The following is a 16,865-nucleotide window of genomic DNA, read 5'->3' as shown; positions in this document are numbered from 1 at the left end:
GCGTCTGCTCGCGGTGATTTCTTGCGCCGAACTACAGGCGGGACTGCTGCTTGATCGCCGTATCGGTGGTGCGCAGCGGGCGGATCAGCGCGTCCTGAGTGAACGACGCGATCAGCTCACCCGCCTCGGTGTGCACCGTGCCGCGCACATAGGACATCCCCGCGCCGACCTGGGTGCTCTCGTGTCCGTACAGCAGCCATCCGTCCCATTCGAACGGCTCGTGGAAGCTGACCGAGACCGTCATCGGCGCGGTCGACACGGTGACGTGCGACTGCGCGGTGCCGATACCTTCGTGGGCGCGCATCGTCGTCGAAATGCCAAGGTGCCCGGTGAGGTACGCGACCAGCGCCTTGGACAGCTCGTCGCGGTCGGGGGTCTTGTCGTAGTGCACCCAGGCGTACAGCTCCGGCGGGCCGACCTCGTCGGGGCTGTTGACGTCGACCACGTCGACGAGCCGAATCTCCCTGCCCGGCATGGCCATCCCGGCATCGTTGGCCTCCGACGGCGCCTTCACGTCGGGCCGCGGAACCGCGTGGCGGATGACGTCCTCGGTTGGCACGTCGGTCAGCACGGTGATGGTGATGCAGCGCTTTCCGTTTTGCTTGGCCGCGACGACAGCCGTTGCGGTGGAACGGCCTTCGTTGACGACGTCGATCTCCAACTCGACCGGACCGGCCGCAACCATGACCGCCCTCGAGAACACCGCGTGCACCGAACGCACCGACTTGCCCTCGAACCGCTTGGCCACCGCCACGACGGCCTGCGCGAGCACCTGCGTGCCCTCGACCACCTGTCGGTCGTCCTCACCGGCGGGCCCCGTCTCGGCGATGAACCGATTCTCCCCGTCCGGCCGGACGTCGAACAGGTCGAGCATGGTGTCGACGGTCCACTGCTGTTGCGCTGAGTCAGTCGTCATGACAAGGAACAGTAACCGAGCTTCTGCAAAAGCGGTAACGTCGTTACCAGTCAATCCCGAGCCGGAAGGTGGCGACCATGGCCAAGCCGAGCGGACGAGCGGCCGCGGGCGCCACACGCACGGCCGAGTCCGCCGACGCCGATCCCCGGCCCAAGCGCTTCATGAAGTCGGCATTGGCCATCCTGGGCGAGACCGGGCGCACCGACTTCACCGTGCTCGAGGTCGTCGAGCGCTCGAAGACGTCGCTGCGGTCGTTCTATCAGCACTTCTCGACCAAGGACGAACTGCTGCTGGCGCTGGTCGACAAGATCATGTCCGAGTCGACACGCCGGTGGCGGGAGGACACCGCCGACCTGCCGGCCCCCACGGCCCTGCGCGTCCTGATCGACCGCATCTGCACCCCGCCGGAGACCACCACCCAGGACAAGGTGAACCGCGGCCTGACCAACTACAACGACCGCCTCGCCGAGACGCTGCCGCGTGAGTACGCCCGGGTGCTCTCACCGGTCTACGAGCTGATCAAAGACATCATCAACCGCGGCATCGCCGAGGGCGTGTTCCGCGCCGACATCGACATCGACGCCCGGGCCGCGCTGATCATGCAGTCGTCGCTGGGGGCGATCCGGCTGCAGGTGCTGGGCGCGGAGCTCAGCGGCGTGCCGGTCGGCGCCGACGACATCTACGACTTCTGCCTGAGTGGGCTAACCGGGTCCGGCAACCGGGCCTGACCTGCGCCGCACTCGCCGATACCCAGCCTCTTCAGGGCTGCTGTTTCTGCTGGTCCGAACGTGGTAATGTCATTACCACCAGCGGCCAAGCAGACTTCCAGGAGGCGAAAATGACACGCCAGCTGCCCTATCCGGTGTTCGACGCCGACAACCACTTCTATGAGCCCAAGGAGGCGCTGACCAAGTTCCTCCCGGACCACCGCAAGCACGTCATCGACTACATCGAGGTCCGCGGCCGCACCAAGATCATGGTGCGCAACCAGGTCAGCGACTACATCCCGAACCCCACGTTCGAGGTCGTCGCGCGGCCCGGCGCGCAGGAGGAGTACTTCAAGCACGGCAGCGGCGGCAAGAGCTTCCGCGAGGTGATGGGCAAGCCGATGAAGGCGATCCCGGCCTTCCGCGAGCCCGGCGCCCGGCTCGAGGTGATGGACGGCCTCGGCCTGGACTACTCGCTGATGTTCCCGACCCTGGCCAGCCTGGTCGAGGAACGGATGAAGGACGATCCGGAGCTCATCCTCGACGTCATCCACGCGCTCAACGAGTGGATGTACGAGACGTGGCAGTTCAACTACGAAAACCGGATCTTCTCCACCCCCGTGATCAACCTCGGCATCGTCGACCGCGCGCTCGAGGAACTCGAGTGGTGCCTGGAGCGCGGCGCCAAGACGGTGCTCGTCCGGCCGGCGCCCGTACCCGGTGTGCGCGGCACCCGCTCGTTCGGACTGCCCGAGTTCGACCCGTTCTGGGACGCCTGTGTCAAGGCCGGCATCCCGGTGTCGATGCACGCCTCGGATTCCGGATACGCCGAATACCTCAACGACTGGGAACCCGCCGACGAGTATCTGCCGTTCAAGCCGACCGCGTTCCGGATGGTGTCGATGGGCAAGCGGCCGATCGAGGACTCCATGGCCGCGCTGGTGTGTCACGGCGCCCTGACTCGCAACCCCGACCTGCGGATCCTGTCTATCGAGAACGGTGCGGACTGGGTGCCCTACCTGTTCAAGCAGTTCGAAGGCGTCTACAAGAAGATGCCGCAGGAGTTCCCCGAGAATCCGATCGAGGCGTTCAAGCGCGGGGTGTATGTCGCGCCGTTCTGGGAGGACGACTTCGCCAAGATGGCCGACCTCATCGGGGTCGACCGGGTGATCTTCGGTTCGGACTGGCCGCACCCCGAGGGGCTGGCCGAGCCGACGCACCTGATCGACGACCTGCAGGGCCTCGACGAGGAGGGCCAGCGGAAGGTCATGGGCGGCAACATGATCGAGTTGTTCAAGGTGCCCAACGAAATCGTGCACAACCCGGACGTGCCCGCGCTCGTCATCCCCGCCTGAGCCCAGGCACCGTCGCGAAACGTGCGTGTCGGTCGTCGACGCGCACGTTCGCAACGATTACGAAAAGAGAGCCCGTGACCGACAGCGCGAACAACGGCGCGAATCCCGAGGTGCTGCTCTTCGCCTCGACGACGCAGTCCTTCCTCGAGAAGGAAGTGCCGCTGAGCCGAATACGCGAGATGCACGATGCCGGAACCACATTCGACGCTAACTGGTGGCGTCGGGCCGTCGAACTCGGCTGGACCAGCCTGCTGGTGCCCGAGGAACTCGGCGGCGGAAGCGTCTCCGGCAACGGCGTCAAGGATCTGGCGCTGGTCGCCGAGATCGCGGGCAAGACCGTCGCTCCCGGTCCGTTGCATCCGGTCAGCACCGTCCTCGCGGGACTGGTCGAGGCGTCCGACGGCCACGAGGATGCCATCGAAGCGTTGGTCGCCGGCGAGTCGATCGCCACCTGGGCGGTGTACGAGCCCGGGCAAGCGTGGTCCCCCCTGACTCCGTCGACCACCGCGACCGCGACGGCGAGCGGGTTCCGTATCGAAGGTGTGAAGGACCGGGTGGAGGCCGCTGCGGACAGCGGATTGTTCTTGGTGACAGCGCAATCCGACAACGGTGTCCGGCAGTTCCTGGTGCCTGCGGACGCGCCGGGTGTGAGCGTGGAGCCGCAACGCTCGATCGACATGGTCAAGAGCTACGCGCGCGTGCAGTTCGACGGTGTCGAGGTCGACGGCGGCGCGGCGGTCGGCACCGCCGAGCAGACGCCGGAGCTGATCGAGCGACAGTCTCAGATCGCCGCCGTGCTGCAGTGCGCCGAGGTGATCGGCATCCTGGACACGGTGCTGGCCTTCACGATTCAGTGGGGTTTCGACCGGCACAGCTTCGGCCGTCCCCTGGGTTCGTATCAGGCGCTCAAGCACAAGTACGCCGATCTCAAGATCTGGTTCGAAGGCTGCCGCGCCACCACCAACGCCGCGGTGGCCGAGGTGGCCGCGCGCAGCCCGGGTGCGGCGATGGCCGTCAGCGTCGCGAAATCCTATGTGGGCGAATACTCTCCGGGCATGCTGCAGCTGTGCGTGCAGTTGCACGGGGGCATCGGGGTGACGTGGGAACACGATCTGCACCTGTTCCTGCGGCGGGCCACGCTGTACCGCTCGCTGTTCGGCACGCCCGAGGACCACAACCTGCGCGTCTACTCGCTGACCAAGGATTCGGAGCAAGCGTCATGACCGAGACGACATCCGCCCCGGCCACCACCGCGGAGTCGGTGGAGGAGTTCGCCGCCCGGGCCCAGGCCTGGCTGGCGGAGAACATGCCGTCGATCGATCCGAACAACCCACCCGAGCACGATCGCGGCGAAGAGGAGCCGTGGCACCGGGCACGCGAACTTCAGAAGCGGTTGTGGGAGGGCGGATTCGCCGGGATCTGCTTTCCGAAGGAGTACGGCGGGCTCGGCTTGCCGATCTCCTACCAGAAGGCGTTCGACCAGGTGTCGCGCTGCTACGAGATGCCGGTCATCCTCAACACCCCGACGTTCACGATCTGCGCGGCCACCATCCTCGACACCGGCAGCGAGGAGCAGAAACGTCAGCACATCTCCGCCGCCCTGCGCGGCGAGGAGGTGCTGGTGCAGCTGCTGTCGGAGCCGAGCGGCGGCTCCGATCTGGCCGGTGTGATCACCCGCGCCGACCGCAAGGGCGACAAGTGGGTCATCAACGGCGCGAAGACCTGGAGCACAAGCGCATTCGCCGCCGACTACGGGTTGATGCTCGCACGCACCGACTGGGATGTGCCCAAACACGAGGGCCTGACCATGTTCCTGGTGCCGATCGACAGCCCCGGCATCACCTTGCGCCGCATCAAGCAGGTCAACGGGTCGGTCGAGTTCTGCGAGGAGTTCTTCGACAACCTCGAGCTCGGTGACGACGCCGTCGTCGGTGAGGTCAACGCGGGCTGGCATGTGGCGTCGCGCCAGCTCTACCACGAGCGACGCGCGGTTGGCGGCGGGTCCGAGTTCGCGAGCGGCATCGGCGCGGAGGGCAAGTCCGATGTGCCGATCAACTACGTCGACCTGCTGGAGAAGGTCGGACAGCCCGACAACGAGCGTCTCCGCGCGATGGCCGGCCGGGCCCTGGTGCACCGGGCCGTCCGCGAGCAGTTGATCGACCACGTGTACCACGGGGTCCTCGACGGTTCGCTGCCTCCGGCGGCGGGATCGATCATCCGCATCGCGCACGCCGACATCCACCATCTCGAGTTCGACACCGCCCTGGCCATCACCGGCAGCGCGGGCGTCGTCGACGTCGACGGCGACCTGATCCGTTACGGCGAGCGGTATCTGGGCCGGCAGGCGGCCGCGCTCGGCGGTGGTACCACCGAGATCGCACGCAACATCATCGGCGAGCGCGTGCTGGGCTTCCCCCGCGAACCCGCCGCCGATCGCGGCGTGCCGTTCAAAGAGGTCAAGCGCAACCGGGGCTAGGCGAAGCACGCCGTCGTCGCACTTCGGCACGCACAAGGGTGATCTCACGAGACCACCGCGCGGCCGGAACCATGAGGAAGCCTGCGTATACGAAGGCGTACAGGTGAAAGTCGATACCGAGAAGGAGCCAGACCCCGACGTGGAAGAGGCTCATGATGACCAGCCCGATGCGAAACAGGGTCGGGATGAACACCGCAATGATCAGCCAGCCCTCGGCCAACACCGTGCCATAGTCGAGCAGCTTCCAGAAAACCGCATCGTCAAGCCGCAACAAGCAATCCGCGAGCGCACCCGACCGGGGATTGCCCGCACTCACCGCGACAAAGAAGCGGGTGGCTTCGCGACCGGGTTCGAGCCAGCCGCTCAAAGCCTTCGCGGCGGCGGCGGTGAGCATCGCGAACGCGATCAACGCGGCGTACACGGTCATTGCGTAGCCGCTGCGTGGGGCGGCTCTGCGGCGCCAGGCATCCACGGACCACGCCGACCCCCACCCCGCCAAACCGAGCATCAGGGGCGCTAATTCGTAGAGAATGAGATGGTCGGTCTTGCCGAATGAATAGGCGAGGCCGCTGCATACGATGAGCATGAAGGTGAGGGCGCCTGACGCGATTCGTGTCCTCCAGCCGACGAGGACCCACAGAGCGGCGAGAACCCGAAGTATTTCGACCACGAATATGACACCTGCCGGCGCCGGACCGGTAAGCAGAGCGAACGGACCCGGCGGAGGTTCGAAGCCCACCGGCGACATGTTGCCGATCCACTCGATGTCCCTTGGCCAGATCACCACGTAGGCGGCGAACGCGATTCTGAGCGCAGCCATCGGTCGACTCGCGGGACGATAACCGTCACTGATCCAGTCGATCACCGCGGTTGCGCGATCCAGCGATCTGTTCACCACCGAACCTCACGGACGGTCGCGTTTCCCGTGGTCGTCCATTCCCCCGTTCGGATGTCCAGTTGCGCTGGCTGCCATACGATCCGAAGGCCGGAGGGTGCGGGCGTCAACCCGAGTCGTTCGGCTTTCGCCCTCAACCACTGCACAGTCTCCGGCGTCGGTTCGGAACCCTGGTCGACCGAAGGCGCGAGAAGCCGGTCCAATGTCGACGATGCCGGGCCCGCGTGCAGCGGCGCCAGTAACGCGTCCACACGAACCACCTGGCCGTCGATCCCATCGCTGTTGATCACGTGAATAGTGCGGGTCGTGACCGTGGCATGCCCGTCGTTCCCGACATCCTGGGCGCTGAAGGCCGGCATGGTGATCGTCGGATACGGCGCCCGCCCCGCCGATCTGAAATGCATGTCGACGGCGAATTGAGCAATCAAGAGAGCCCACAGCACAACGATCAACCAGACCCGCCACGTCCCGGTTCGCTCCGGGGCCGACCCTGCATCGATAGAAGGCGTCGTCACGGGTGAACTCCAGTGATGCCGGTCTTATCCCGATGTCTCCCAACGGGATTCGATCTCATCCTGGAGATCACTGGCGGCGCTCTCCGGCTGCGCAGGACTGGTGGTCCGTCACGGCGAAGGTGACGATCACGTACTTCTCCCCCGTCGCGACGGTCTTGCCTTCATGCAGCAGACCATGCTTGAACAGAACGCCGTGACCAGGCGGGGCAGTGAGCTCAATCCCCTCCTTGGGAAAGCCGGTTGCACCGCCGGTGAATCCGTCGTTCAGATAAATCACCAACGTGTAGCCGGACAACGCGCCATCCACCTGCCTCGGGCCATCGCGGTGTCGAACGACGTTGTCGCCCGGACGATACAGGCAGCACAACAATTCGGGATAAATGTCGGACACACGGAAATCGGCGTGGGCATCCTTGCCGATGTCCGAGTTCAGCCGCCTCGCAATCGTGTTCGCCACATCAGGCAGCAGTAACGGGCACTCCTGGTTATTCCTGCCGTGAGTCTTCTCGACCGCCTCGTGGTAACCGTTTTCGTGACTGAGCGCCAAGACCCGCGCGCGCTCGTCTGGTGACAGCAACTCGGCGGTCAGCCATATGCCCTCAATGATGTTGTCCACGACAGGGAACCTCACAATCGGTGGGGGCACTCGGGATCGGGAATCGGAGTCGACGATCGAGTTCAGAGACGGTGCGTGCGGCCTGTCTCGCGAGGCCGCCGGACTTTACTGTCAGTCAGAGGAATCAGCCATCCGCACCTCGCTGCCCCGTGAATTCGATTCGCGCGAAATCGCATATCGATCGAAAGCCCAAACGATGGTAGATCCAATCGACCGCCGAATTGGTCAGGTCGGTGAACAAGACGACTTCGTCCGCTCCGACGGCGTCGAGAGCCCATGACGTCGCCGCCGCTGCCGCCGCCGATCCATAGCCGTGCCCCCGGCGGTCGTCCGGGGTGAACACCGGGCCCAGCCGGGAGACGCCCACGATGGGCACACGCACCCCGGCCAGGCTCACCGGTTCACCGTCTGCCATCCAGAAGAAGAACTGATCGGGCGCCTCTTGGGCCATCCGCCCCTGCCGGGCATCGGGGTTGCCGACAACACCCAGTGCATCTGCCCGGAAGCGCTCCAGCCATTCGAAGACCAGAGAGTCGTCCGAAGGCGCCGCCATCCGGGCTTCTCCTGCCGCCTGCGGTAGAGGCCGCAGTTGGTGCAACCTGTGCAAGCGCGCCCTGGTGACCACCGCGCTCTGAGACCCGACAACGGTGCGAAACTCCGCGGCAAACTTCGATGCGGTTGCAAGCGGCCCGTGGACGCCGCTCAAAGGTGACCGGACGGAGGCGATTCTGGAGACGACGGCGCTTATCGTTCCCTCGCCCAGGCCGCTGCACAACAACGGCGAGCGCAAGGTCTGGAATGCCGCGCCGACCGCGGTGCCGCCGTCCCAAACCGTGAGGAAAAAACCCGGATCACGGTCGACGAGTCGCCCGCTCAGCACCATCAGCTCAACGGTGGACAGCACGGGGTTGCGGCGGTAGACGTCAAGGGCGAACCGTCGAAAATCGTCAGCGGTGTCGTGTAACCGGACCTCCAACATCTGCTCTCTCGTCGACATCGCGCAGCCGACCATCGCGATGTTCACATCCGCGGCGAACCGATCGCCCCGCACCACACAATGGACCCAAGGATATTTGCCAAACGCGCAAAATTGGGAACAAGGCAAAAATAATCATCTAAGTAAATTGCATTTAACATGCCATATATGCCCCGTTGCGGCTATGCGAATCACCTGTGAAGAGACATAGCCACTGGTAGCGTCCCAGCCAGCAACGCCAACTAACCACCGAGCGACAGGAGACGGCGATGCTGACAATTCGCGATCATCAAATCGACGATTATGCCGACCTGAAGGACATGGACGCTTCTGATGTCGGTGTGCTGAGCGACGAGGACCGGGAGTGCCTGGCCGAACTCGCGGACTATCTGGTCACCAGTGGTGGATCGGAGCGGTTCGCAGTGTGGTTGCTACACAAGCATTTCCTCCCGGCCGATGGTGAGGTGTTTGTCGAACGGGCCATCGTCAGACCCCCGCAGACCCACACCACCCCGATTGCCCGGTCCGCGTTCTCGTCCGATGGCCTGCAGGCCACCTCGATACGCTTCGACACCAAGGTCACCTCGGGAGTTGGACTGATAGGCATGGAGTTTGCCGGTCCCGCAGACTTCGGGCCGGCGGCGCCGATCCGCGCCGAAGACGAAGCCGTGCTCGCCGGGCTGGCCGAACGGCTGATTGCCCGCGACAAGATCGATCGGTTCGGTGTGCGCCTGATCCGAAACCAGCTCGGCATCGCCGACAAAAAAGACCTCATGGAGACCTGCGACAAACCACACCGTTCGCTGCACTGCACGGTGATCGACAAGGCGGACGTTCCGGTCGATTCCGCCATCGAGACAACATGGCTCGCGAAGGCGACCACCGTCGAAGACGGTGCAACGGCATCGACATTCTGCTCCGGAGTCCACTGCTACCACTACTGCTGGGGCTGCTAGGGCACCGATCAGAACAGGGTCGGCTGAAGCGCCTCGACGGGCGCGGCCGCAGACGCGGGCTGTGGGGCCGCGGCGCGAAACGAGCGACGGTCGGGTGCCAGCCGGTGCTTGGCGACGAGCGGTGCGGCCCTGTCGTGCAACATCTTTCGATAGTCCGACGGCAGATAAGCGCCGTGCCGGTACAGCTCGCGGTACTTCGGCACCAGCTCGGGGTGTGAACCGGCCAGCCAGTCCATGAACCAACCGCGCGTCGAACCGCGCAGGTGCAGCCCGAACACGGTGACACCGGTTGCGCCCGCCGCGGCGATCTCGGCGAGTAGACCGTCGAGATGCTCGACCGAATCCGTCAGATACGGAAGCACCGGCGCCACCATCACATGGCAGTCCAACCCGGCCTCCCGGATGGCGGCGATCATTCCGAGGCGCGCCTGCGGTGACGGCGTACCCGGTTCGACGTCCTTGTGCAGCACGGGATCCCCGATTGCGAGCGAGACCGCCACGCTGACGTCGACTTGACGGGCCGCCTCGCTGATCAGCGGCAGATCGCGGCGCAGCAGCGTGCCCTTGGTGAGGATCGAGAACGGTGTGCCGGAGTCGGTCAGCGCCGCGATGATCCCCGGCATGAGCGCGTAGCGCCCCTCGGCCCGCTGGTACGGATCGGTATTGGTGCCCAGCGCCACCGTCTCGCGTTGCCACGACCTCCGCGACAGTTCGCGGCGCAGTACGTCGACGACGTTGGTCTTGACCACGACCTCGCTGTCGAAGTCGCTGCCCGGGTTCAGATCGAGATACTCGTGCGTGGGTCGCGCGAAGCAGTAGCGGCAGGCGTGTGAGCATCCGCGGTAACCGTTGACCGTGAACCGGAACGGCAGCATCGACGCGTTCGGCACCCTGTTGAGCGCCGACTTGCACAGCACCTCATGGAAGGTGATGCCCTCGAACTGCGGCGTCCGCACGCTGCGCACGAAACCGATACGCTGCAGTCCGGGCAGCGCGCCGTCGTCGACGCCGACACCCTGACCATCCCACCGCATACACTCGATTCGAACTCACGTTCGATACGATGTCAAGGTCGACGCGCGCGCGAGCCGGCGGTGACCCGAGAGAGAGGGGCGGTGTGCCGACCGAGGGCTACGACGACGAACTGGCATCCGAGCAGCGCTACATCGACGACCTGTACGCGCGGCTCGACGCCGAGCGCGCCCGGGTGCGCAAGCACTACGACGCGGCACTGCGCGGTGACGGCGGCTCCCTCGTCGACCGCGACGCCGAGGTCCGCGCGGTGGCCAAGCGGATGAACCGGCTCAACGTCGCCGACCACGGGCTGTGCTTCGGCCGCCTCGACAGCGTTTCCGGTGAGCGCCTCTACATCGGCCGGATCGGCTTGATGGACGAAGCCCGCGAATACGAACCGCTGCTGCTCGACTGGCGAGCCCCCGCGGCGCGCCCCTTCTACGTCGCGACCGCCGCCCACCCCGAGGGCATGCGACGGCGTCGCCAGTTCCACTCGATCGGTCGGCGCATCACCGATTTCACCGACGAGACCCTCGGCAGGCCCACCGAGGGCGCGCAGGGCGACGCGGCGCTGCTGGCCGCCGTCAACGCACCACGCGGCGACGGTATGCGCGACATCGTCGCGACCATCCAGGCCGAACAGGACGAGATCATCCGGCTCGACCACCCGGGTGTAATGGTGATCGAGGGCGGCCCCGGCACAGGCAAGACCGTCGTCGCGCTGCACCGCGTCGCCTACCTGCTCTACACACAGCGCGAACGGATGGAGCGCCACGGCGTCCTGGTGATCGGCCCGAACACCGCGTTCCTGCGGCACATCGACCGGGTGCTGCCCTCGCTGGGCGAGACGAACGTCGTCTTCATGACGACCGGCGACCTCGTTCCCGGCCTGCGCGTCACAAAGCCGGACGCTGCCGACGCCGCGCGGGTGAAGGGATCGCTGCAGATGCTCGACGTGCTGGCCGCCGCGATCGCCGACCGGCAGCGCGTGCCCGTCGAGCCGATACCGATCAAGCTGGCCGACGTCACCGTGCGGATCGACGCGGAGACCGCCGAGTGGGCCATCCAGGAAGCCCGCGACAGCGGCTCACCGCACAACGACGCCCGCGCGGTGTTCGTCGACGTCATCACCTGGGTGCTCACCGAGCGCGCGATCGCCCGCATCGGCAAGGGCTGGCTGACCCGCGATGACAAGGCGGCGTGGGAACACCTGCGCGCCGAGTTGATCGACGAACTCGACGACCACGACGCGTTCCGGGCCGCGCTCGACGAGCTGTGGCCCGAGTTGACGCCCGAGGCGCTGCTGGCCGGGCTCTACGAATCGCCCGAACGACTTCGCGCCGCGGGTGCGGACGAGTGCCTGCTGCGCGCCGAAGGTGACGCGTGGACGGTGTGGGATGTGCCGCTGCTCGACGAACTGGTCGACATGCTCGGCGGGATCAAACCCGATCCCGCCGCCGAAAAGGAACGGCAGGAGGAGGCCGCCTACGCCGCCGGCGTCCTGGACCTGATGGTGGCCCGCGAGGACCTGATGGACGACGAGGACCATCTGATCGCCGCCGACCTGCTCGACGCCGAGGACCTCGCCGAACGGTTCGTCGAACGCGACAACCGCGACCTCGCCGAACGCGCTGCGGCAGAACGTGATTGGACATACCGACACGTCGTCGTCGACGAGGCGCAGGAACTGTCCGAAATGGATTGGCGTGTGCTGATGCGCCGCTGCCCCGGCAAGTCCTTCACCGTGGTCGGTGATCTCGCGCAGCGACGCTCCCCGGCGGGCGCGAGGTCATGGGGGGCGATGCTCGATCGGTACGTGCCCGGTCGCTGGGTCTACCGACCGCTGTCGGTGAACTACCGCACGCCCGCCGAGATCATGGAGGCCGCGGCCGGCCTGCTGGCCGAGTTCGCCCCCGATGTGCGGGCGCCCGAATCGGTTCGCGCATGCGGTGTTCGGCCGTGGGCGCGGCTCGTGGGCGGCGACGAACTACCCGCCGCGATCGACGAGTTCCGGCGCGACGAGGAGAACCGCGAGGGCACCAGTGTCGTGATCGGGCCGGCAGGGATGGACGGCGTCGTAACACCGTCGGAAACCAAGGGATTGGAGTTCGACGCGGTGCTCGTCGTGGAGCCGAACCTGATCCTGGCCGACGCTCCACGGGGCGCGGCCGATCTGTATGTCGCGCTCACCCGAGCGACACAACGGCTCGGTGTGCTGCACACCGAGCCGCTGCCACCCACGTTGAGCGGATTGTCCGAACTCCAGGCCGTGGCCGACTGACCTATCGCAGCGCCGTCACCACTGGCTCAGTTGGCACTGCACCGTGTAGGTGCCGTCCTGTTGCACCGCCACCTGGCCGTCGATCGCAATCTCGCAGTGCGGGTTCGGAGAGGCCTGCATGGCGTGGACGCCGGTGCTGGCGGTGAGGATTCCCCACTGCGGGTCCTCCATCGTCGTCTCGAACACCCACGGCACCCCCGGCTGAAGGACCACTTCCTCCTTCTTCAGGTACGCATACGCATCGGCGTTGTAGGCCTGCTTGTTCGGAGGCTGCGCAATCAGATAGTTGAGCTGGAAGTCAGCGGGCGCCGTTGACGTCAGCGTGTACCGGACCACATGGCCTTCCGACTGGGCATCGGCGGTCGCATGGCTGACCGCGACTGACGCCGCCGCCACCATGAACGCCGCCCCGACCTTGGCTGTAGCTGTTCGCATGTTCGTCACATCGCCGGACGGTACCAAACCGTTACCGCCGACTCCCCACCCTCTGCTGACGCCTCCCGACGGCAAACGACCTGCGACGAAGTCACGGTTAATTTGTTCGTCACACGCAGACATTTCCCAGAAACTTCGCCGCTCTAACGTCCCGATTCGACAACCACGCAAGGTCGGGACACTCGCACTCGACTTGGCGCTCATCGCCGATGTGCGCTGCGGATATATAGGGAAAGGCTGTTCATGCGACTTCCACGACGGTCCTCGGTGAGACGCTCCGCCCTCGTTGCCGGCGGAATAGTCGCGGCGACGAGTCTGGTGCTGGCCGGCTGCGGAAGCAAGGCCACCGAGTCGGATTCGGCAAACGCCCAATCGTGTGTCGACACGTCCGCCCCGACGATCAAGGTGGGCGCACTGAACTCGTTGTCGGGCACGATGGCCATTTCCGAAGTGACCGTGCGCCACGCCATCGACCTCGCGGTCGAGCAGATCAACGCGTCCGGTGGTGTGCTGGGCAAGCAGATCCAGCTCGTCGGCGAGGACGGCGCGTCCGAGCCGACGGTGTTCGCGGAGAAGGCCGAGAAGCTGATCAGCAGCGACTGCGTCGCGGCGGTGTTCGGCGGCTGGACGTCGTCGTCGCGCAAGGCCATGCTGCCGGTCTTCGAGAGCGCCAACTCGCTGCTGTACTACCCCGTGCAGTACGAGGGCCTGGAGTCGTCGAAGAACATCTTCTACACGGGCGCCACCACCAACCAGCAGATCGTCCCGGCGCTGGACTACCTGAAGGAGAAGGGCGTCAAGTCGCTGTATCTGGTCGGCAGTGACTACGTCTTCCCGCAGACCGCCAACCGGATCATCAAGGCGTACGCCGGCGCCAACGGCATCGAGATCAAGGGCGAGGATTACACGCCGCTGGGGTCGACGGACTTCTCGACCATCGTCAACAAGGTCCGCACCGCCGGTGCCGACGCCGTGTTCAACACGCTCAACGGCGATTCGAACGTGGCCTTCTTCCGTGAGTACAAGAACGTGGGCCTGACCCCGGAGGCCATGCCGGTGGTGTCGGTGTCGATCGCCGAGGAGGAGGTCGGCGGAATCGGTATCCAGAACATCACTGGCCAACTGGTCGCCTGGGACTACTACCAGACCATCGACAGCCCGGAGAACAAGGCGTTCGTCGAGGCCTACAAGGCCAAGTTCGGCGCCGACAAGCCGACGTCGGATCCCATGGAGGCGGCCTACGTCTCGGTCTATCTGTGGAAAAACACTGTCGAGAAAGCCAATTCGTTCGCGGTTCCAGATGTGCAGAAAGCCGCCGGCGGCGTTCAGTTCAACGCCCCGGAGGGCCTGGTGCAGATCGATGGCGACAACAACCACATCACCAAGACCGCCCGCATCGGCGAGATCCGGCCCGACGGACTGATCTACACGATCTGGGAGTCGCCGGGACCGATCGAACCGGACCCCTACCTCAAGGGCTACCCGTGGGCGGCCGGCCTGTCCAGCTGAGTCGAAGATGGATGTCCTGATCGGGCAGCTGGCAACGGGATTGAGCCTCGGCTCGATCCTGTTGCTGGCGGCCCTGGGGTTGTCGCTGACGTTCGGGCAGATGGGCGTCATCAACATGGCGCACGGCGAGTTCATCATGGCCGGCTGCTACACCGCCTACGTGGTGCAGCAGGTGGTGTCGAGTGCCGGTGCGTCACTGCTGATTTCGCTGGTCGTCGGGTTTCTGATCGGCGGGGCGATGGGCGCGCTGCTGGAGACCACGCTCATCCGCCGGATGTACCACCGGCCGCTGGACACTCTGCTGGTGACGTTCGGCGTCGGGCTGATCCTGCAGCAGGTCGCCCGTGACGTCTTCGGGGCTCCCGCGGTCAACGTGGTGGCACCGGTGTGGTTGTCCGGTGGTGTCGAGATCTTCGGGGCGGTGGTGCCCAAGACGCGCATCTTCATCCTCGTGCTGGCACTCGCGTGCGTCGCGGCGTTGGCCACCGCGCTCAAGGTGAGCCCGATGGGACGGCGGATCCGCGCCGTCGTGCAGAACCGGGACCTGGCCGAGACCAGCGGGATCTCGTCCCGCAAGACCGACATCACAACGTTTTTCATCGGCTCGGGCCTGGCGGCGGTGGCCGGTGTCGCGTTGACGTTGATCGGTTCGACCAGCCCGACGATCGGGCAGAGCTATCTGATCGACGCGTTCCTGGTGGTCGTTGTCGGTGGCCTCGGTCAGATCAAGGGCACGGTGATCGCGGCGTTCGCGCTGGGCTTCCTGAACTCGTTCATCGAATACAACACCACCGCATCGCTGGCGAAGGTCATCGTCTTCGTGATCATCGTGATCTTCCTTCAGGCTCGCCCGCAGGGCCTGTTCACCGTCCGGACAAGGAGTCTCGTGTGAGAACCTTCGTGGGCCGATGGCAGACCTGGGCCGGTTTCGCGGTCGCGGCGCTGCTGCTGTTTGGTGTCGCGCCCGCGGTGCTGTCGGACTTCCGGCTGAGCCTGCTGGGCAAGTTCCTGTGCTTCGCGATCGTCGCGGTCGGCATCGGGTTGGCGTGGGGCCGCGGCGGCATGCTCGTCCTGGGCCAGGGGGTGTTCTTCGGGCTCGGCGGCTACATGATGGGCATGCACCTCAAGATCGCCGACGCCCAGTTGCGCGGCGACGATGTGCCCGACTTCATGCAGATCGCCGGCGTTCGCGAATTACCCGGCTACTGGCAGCCGTTCGCCTCCCCCGCGTTTACTCTGCTGGCGATCGTCGTCGTGCCGACGGTGATCGCGGCGGCGCTCGGGCTCGGCGTGTTCAAGCGTCGCGTCAAGGGCGCGTACTTCGCGATCCTGTCGCAGGCCCTGGCCGCCGCGTTGGCGATCCTGCTCGTTGGGCAGACCAGCCTCGGTGGCAGCAACGGGCTCAACAGGTTTCGCACGTTCTTCGGATTCACCCTGACCGATCCGGCCAACCGGCGGATGCTGTACTTCATCGCCGCGGGTGTGCTGCTCGCCGTCGTCGCGGTAGTGCGGCAGCTGATGCAGAGCCGCTACGGCGAACTGCTGGTCGCGGTTCGCGACGGTGAGGAACGCGTCCGTTTCCTCGGCTACGACCCGGCGAACATCAAGGTGGTCGCCTACACCGTGGCGGCGCTGTTAGCCAGCATCGCGGGCGCGTTGTTCGCACCGATCGTCGGGTTCATCGCGCCGTCGCAGGTGGGCATCCTGCCGTCGATCGCTTTCCTGATCGGTGTCGCGATCGGCGGGCGCACCACGCTGCTGGGGCCGGTGCTCGGCGCGATCGGGGTGGCATGGGCGCAAACCCTGTTCTCCGAACGGTTCCCGTCCGAGTGGACCTACGCGCAGGGCCTGCTGTTCATCGTCGTCGTCGGCTTCTTCCCGGCGGGCCTGGCCGGTCTCGGTGCGCTGTTCAAACGGCGTCACATACGCCGGCCCCGCAAACCCGTCGGACCCGCACCGGAACCGCAGGCGGACCTCGACACCGAGAAGGTGGGCGCAGCAACATGACCCAGGTGGAGCCGGTCGCCGGCGGCAACGTCGGCATGGGCACCGAATATCTCGAAGTGCGCGGACTCACCGTCGATTTCGACGGTTTCAAAGCGGTCAGCGATGTCGACCTGACCCTGTTCCAGGGTGACCTGCGATTCCTGATCGGGCCCAACGGCGCGGGCAAGACCACGGTGATCGACGCGATCACCGGCCTGGTGAACGCCA

17 protein-coding genes are annotated in these 16,865 nt (G+C 65.8%); 10 read left to right on the top strand and 7 right to left on the bottom strand.

The features are described 5' to 3' along the window. Positions 1-31: 31 nt before the first annotated feature. Positions 32-916: an acyl-CoA thioesterase gene (locus A5698_RS18910; RefSeq protein WP_068299995.1), complete on the bottom strand. Its 885-nt coding sequence runs from the start codon at positions 914-916 to the stop codon at positions 32-34. Between the two features lie 77 nt (positions 917-993). Here A5698_RS18910 and A5698_RS18905 point away from each other — a divergent pair, with 77 nt between their 5' ends. The 4 genes from A5698_RS18905 (at position 994) to A5698_RS18890 (ending at position 5,454) form a co-directional block, all read left to right on the top strand. Continuing rightward, entirely contained in the window at positions 994-1,644 is a 651-nt protein-coding gene (locus A5698_RS18905) for a TetR/AcrR family transcriptional regulator (protein ID WP_068300004.1), read from the top strand. Positions 1,645-1,754: 110 nt separating this feature from the next. Further along, positions 1,755-2,978 carry an amidohydrolase family protein gene (locus A5698_RS18900; protein WP_068299993.1) on the top strand — a complete coding sequence of 408 codons (1,224 nt, stop codon included), beginning with the start codon at positions 1,755-1,757 and terminating at the stop codon, positions 2,976-2,978. A 74-nt stretch (positions 2,979-3,052) separates the two neighbouring features. Beyond that, on the top strand, positions 3,053-4,201 hold the full coding sequence (locus tag A5698_RS18895) for an acyl-CoA dehydrogenase family protein (RefSeq protein WP_068299991.1): 1,149 nt from the start codon (positions 3,053-3,055) through the stop codon (positions 4,199-4,201). Beyond that, positions 4,198-5,454, top strand: a complete 1,257-nt coding sequence (locus tag A5698_RS18890; RefSeq protein WP_068299989.1) for an acyl-CoA dehydrogenase family protein — start codon at positions 4,198-4,200, stop codon at positions 5,452-5,454. The genes A5698_RS18895 and A5698_RS18890 overlap by 4 nt, the downstream gene beginning before the upstream one ends. Here the strand turns inward: A5698_RS18890 and A5698_RS18885 are convergent. The 4 genes from A5698_RS18885 to A5698_RS18870 all read right to left on the bottom strand — a co-directional run bounded on the left by A5698_RS18885 (position 5,435) and on the right by A5698_RS18870 (position 8,492). Then, entirely contained in the window at positions 5,435-6,319 is an 885-nt protein-coding gene (locus A5698_RS18885; protein ID WP_156670816.1) for an HTTM domain-containing protein, read from the bottom strand. The two genes, A5698_RS18890 and A5698_RS18885, sit on opposite strands and share 20 nt — an antisense overlap. Before the next feature lie 26 nt (positions 6,320-6,345). Then, positions 6,346-6,753, bottom strand: a complete 408-nt coding sequence (locus tag A5698_RS29545; protein WP_231967463.1) for a hypothetical protein — start codon at positions 6,751-6,753, stop codon at positions 6,346-6,348. Between the two features lie 178 nt (positions 6,754-6,931). Continuing rightward, the gene (locus A5698_RS18875; protein ID WP_068299983.1) at positions 6,932-7,480 is read right to left on the bottom strand and encodes a 2OG-Fe(II) oxygenase family protein; all 549 of its coding nucleotides are present in this window, start codon (positions 7,478-7,480) and stop codon (positions 6,932-6,934) included. Between the two features lie 124 nt (positions 7,481-7,604). After that, complete coding sequence (locus A5698_RS18870) at positions 7,605-8,492, bottom strand: GNAT family N-acetyltransferase (protein ID WP_156670814.1); 888 nt, start codon at positions 8,490-8,492, stop codon at positions 7,605-7,607. Positions 8,493-8,725: 233 nt separating this feature from the next. Between A5698_RS18870 and A5698_RS18865 the strand changes: the two genes are divergently transcribed. Continuing rightward, on the top strand, positions 8,726-9,412 hold the full coding sequence (locus A5698_RS18865; RefSeq protein WP_068299981.1) for a hypothetical protein: 687 nt from the start codon (positions 8,726-8,728) through the stop codon (positions 9,410-9,412). 8 nt (positions 9,413-9,420) lie between these two features. Here A5698_RS18865 and A5698_RS18860 read toward each other — a convergent pair whose 3' ends face one another. Beyond that, entirely contained in the window at positions 9,421-10,446 is a 1,026-nt protein-coding gene (locus A5698_RS18860) for an Rv2578c family radical SAM protein (RefSeq protein ID WP_068299979.1), read from the bottom strand. Between the two features lie 83 nt (positions 10,447-10,529). Between A5698_RS18860 and helR the strand changes: the two genes are divergently transcribed. After that, positions 10,530-12,707 (top strand): RNA polymerase recycling motor ATPase HelR, encoded by a 2,178-nt coding sequence (helR, locus tag A5698_RS18855; RefSeq protein ID WP_197506830.1) that lies wholly within the window; start codon positions 10,530-10,532, stop codon positions 12,705-12,707. A gap of 15 nt (positions 12,708-12,722) precedes the next feature. Here the strand turns inward: helR and A5698_RS18850 are convergent, their stop codons facing one another. Further along, positions 12,723-13,142, bottom strand: coding sequence for an Rv2576c family protein (locus A5698_RS18850; protein ID WP_231967462.1), 420 nt, complete (start codon positions 13,140-13,142; stop codon positions 12,723-12,725). Positions 13,143-13,385: 243 nt separating this feature from the next. Between A5698_RS18850 and urtA the strand changes: the two genes are divergently transcribed. The 4 genes from urtA to A5698_RS18830 form a co-directional block, all read left to right on the top strand. Then, positions 13,386-14,651: an urea ABC transporter substrate-binding protein gene (gene urtA, locus A5698_RS18845; protein WP_067084072.1), complete on the top strand. Its 1,266-nt coding sequence runs from the start codon at positions 13,386-13,388 to the stop codon at positions 14,649-14,651. Positions 14,652-14,658: 7 nt separating this feature from the next. Further along, positions 14,659-15,543, top strand: a complete 885-nt coding sequence (urtB, locus tag A5698_RS18840; protein ID WP_068299978.1) for an urea ABC transporter permease subunit UrtB — start codon at positions 14,659-14,661, stop codon at positions 15,541-15,543. Further along, the gene (gene urtC, locus A5698_RS18835; RefSeq protein ID WP_068299972.1) at positions 15,540-16,658 is read left to right on the top strand and encodes an urea ABC transporter permease subunit UrtC; all 1,119 of its coding nucleotides are present in this window, start codon (positions 15,540-15,542) and stop codon (positions 16,656-16,658) included. Before urtB ends, urtC begins: the two co-directional genes overlap by 4 nt. Continuing rightward, a partial coding sequence (locus A5698_RS18830; RefSeq protein WP_156670813.1) for an ATP-binding cassette domain-containing protein occupies positions 16,655-16,865 on the top strand: 211 nt, incomplete at its 3' end. The genes urtC and A5698_RS18830, both read left to right, overlap by 4 nt.

The sequence above is a fragment of the Mycobacterium sp. E136 genome (assembly GCF_001666865.1).
Classification (GTDB): Bacteria; Actinomycetota; Actinomycetes; order Mycobacteriales; family Mycobacteriaceae; genus Mycobacterium.
The sequence above is the reverse complement of the archived record's forward strand: the minus strand, read 5'-3'. Positions and strand labels throughout refer to the sequence as shown.

Bases quoted from the DNA above. Each gene is read 5' to 3' on its own strand.
- A5698_RS29545 (WP_231967463.1), bottom strand. From the start codon at position 6,753: ATGCATTTCAGATCGGCGGGGCGGGCGCCGTATCCGACGATCACCATG.
- A5698_RS18890 (WP_068299989.1), top strand. From the start codon at position 4,198: ATGACCGAGACGACATCCGCCCCGGCCACCACCGCGGAGTCGGTGGAG.
- A5698_RS18850 (WP_231967462.1), bottom strand. From the start codon at position 13,142: ATGCGAACAGCTACAGCCAAGGTCGGGGCGGCGTTCATGGTGGCGGCG.
- urtA (WP_067084072.1), top strand. From the start codon at position 13,386: ATGCGACTTCCACGACGGTCCTCGGTGAGACGCTCCGCCCTCGTTGCC.
- urtB (WP_068299978.1), top strand. From the start codon at position 14,659: ATGGATGTCCTGATCGGGCAGCTGGCAACGGGATTGAGCCTCGGCTCG.
- A5698_RS18865 (WP_068299981.1), top strand. From the start codon at position 8,726: ATGCTGACAATTCGCGATCATCAAATCGACGATTATGCCGACCTGAAG.
- A5698_RS18860 (WP_068299979.1), bottom strand. From the start codon at position 10,446: ATGCGGTGGGATGGTCAGGGTGTCGGCGTCGACGACGGCGCGCTGCCC.
- A5698_RS18900 (WP_068299993.1), top strand. From the start codon at position 1,755: ATGACACGCCAGCTGCCCTATCCGGTGTTCGACGCCGACAACCACTTC.
- A5698_RS18905 (WP_068300004.1), top strand. From the start codon at position 994: ATGGCCAAGCCGAGCGGACGAGCGGCCGCGGGCGCCACACGCACGGCC.
- A5698_RS18870 (WP_156670814.1), bottom strand. From the start codon at position 8,492: ATGGTCGGCTGCGCGATGTCGACGAGAGAGCAGATGTTGGAGGTCCGG.
- A5698_RS18910 (WP_068299995.1), bottom strand. From the start codon at position 916: ATGACGACTGACTCAGCGCAACAGCAGTGGACCGTCGACACCATGCTC.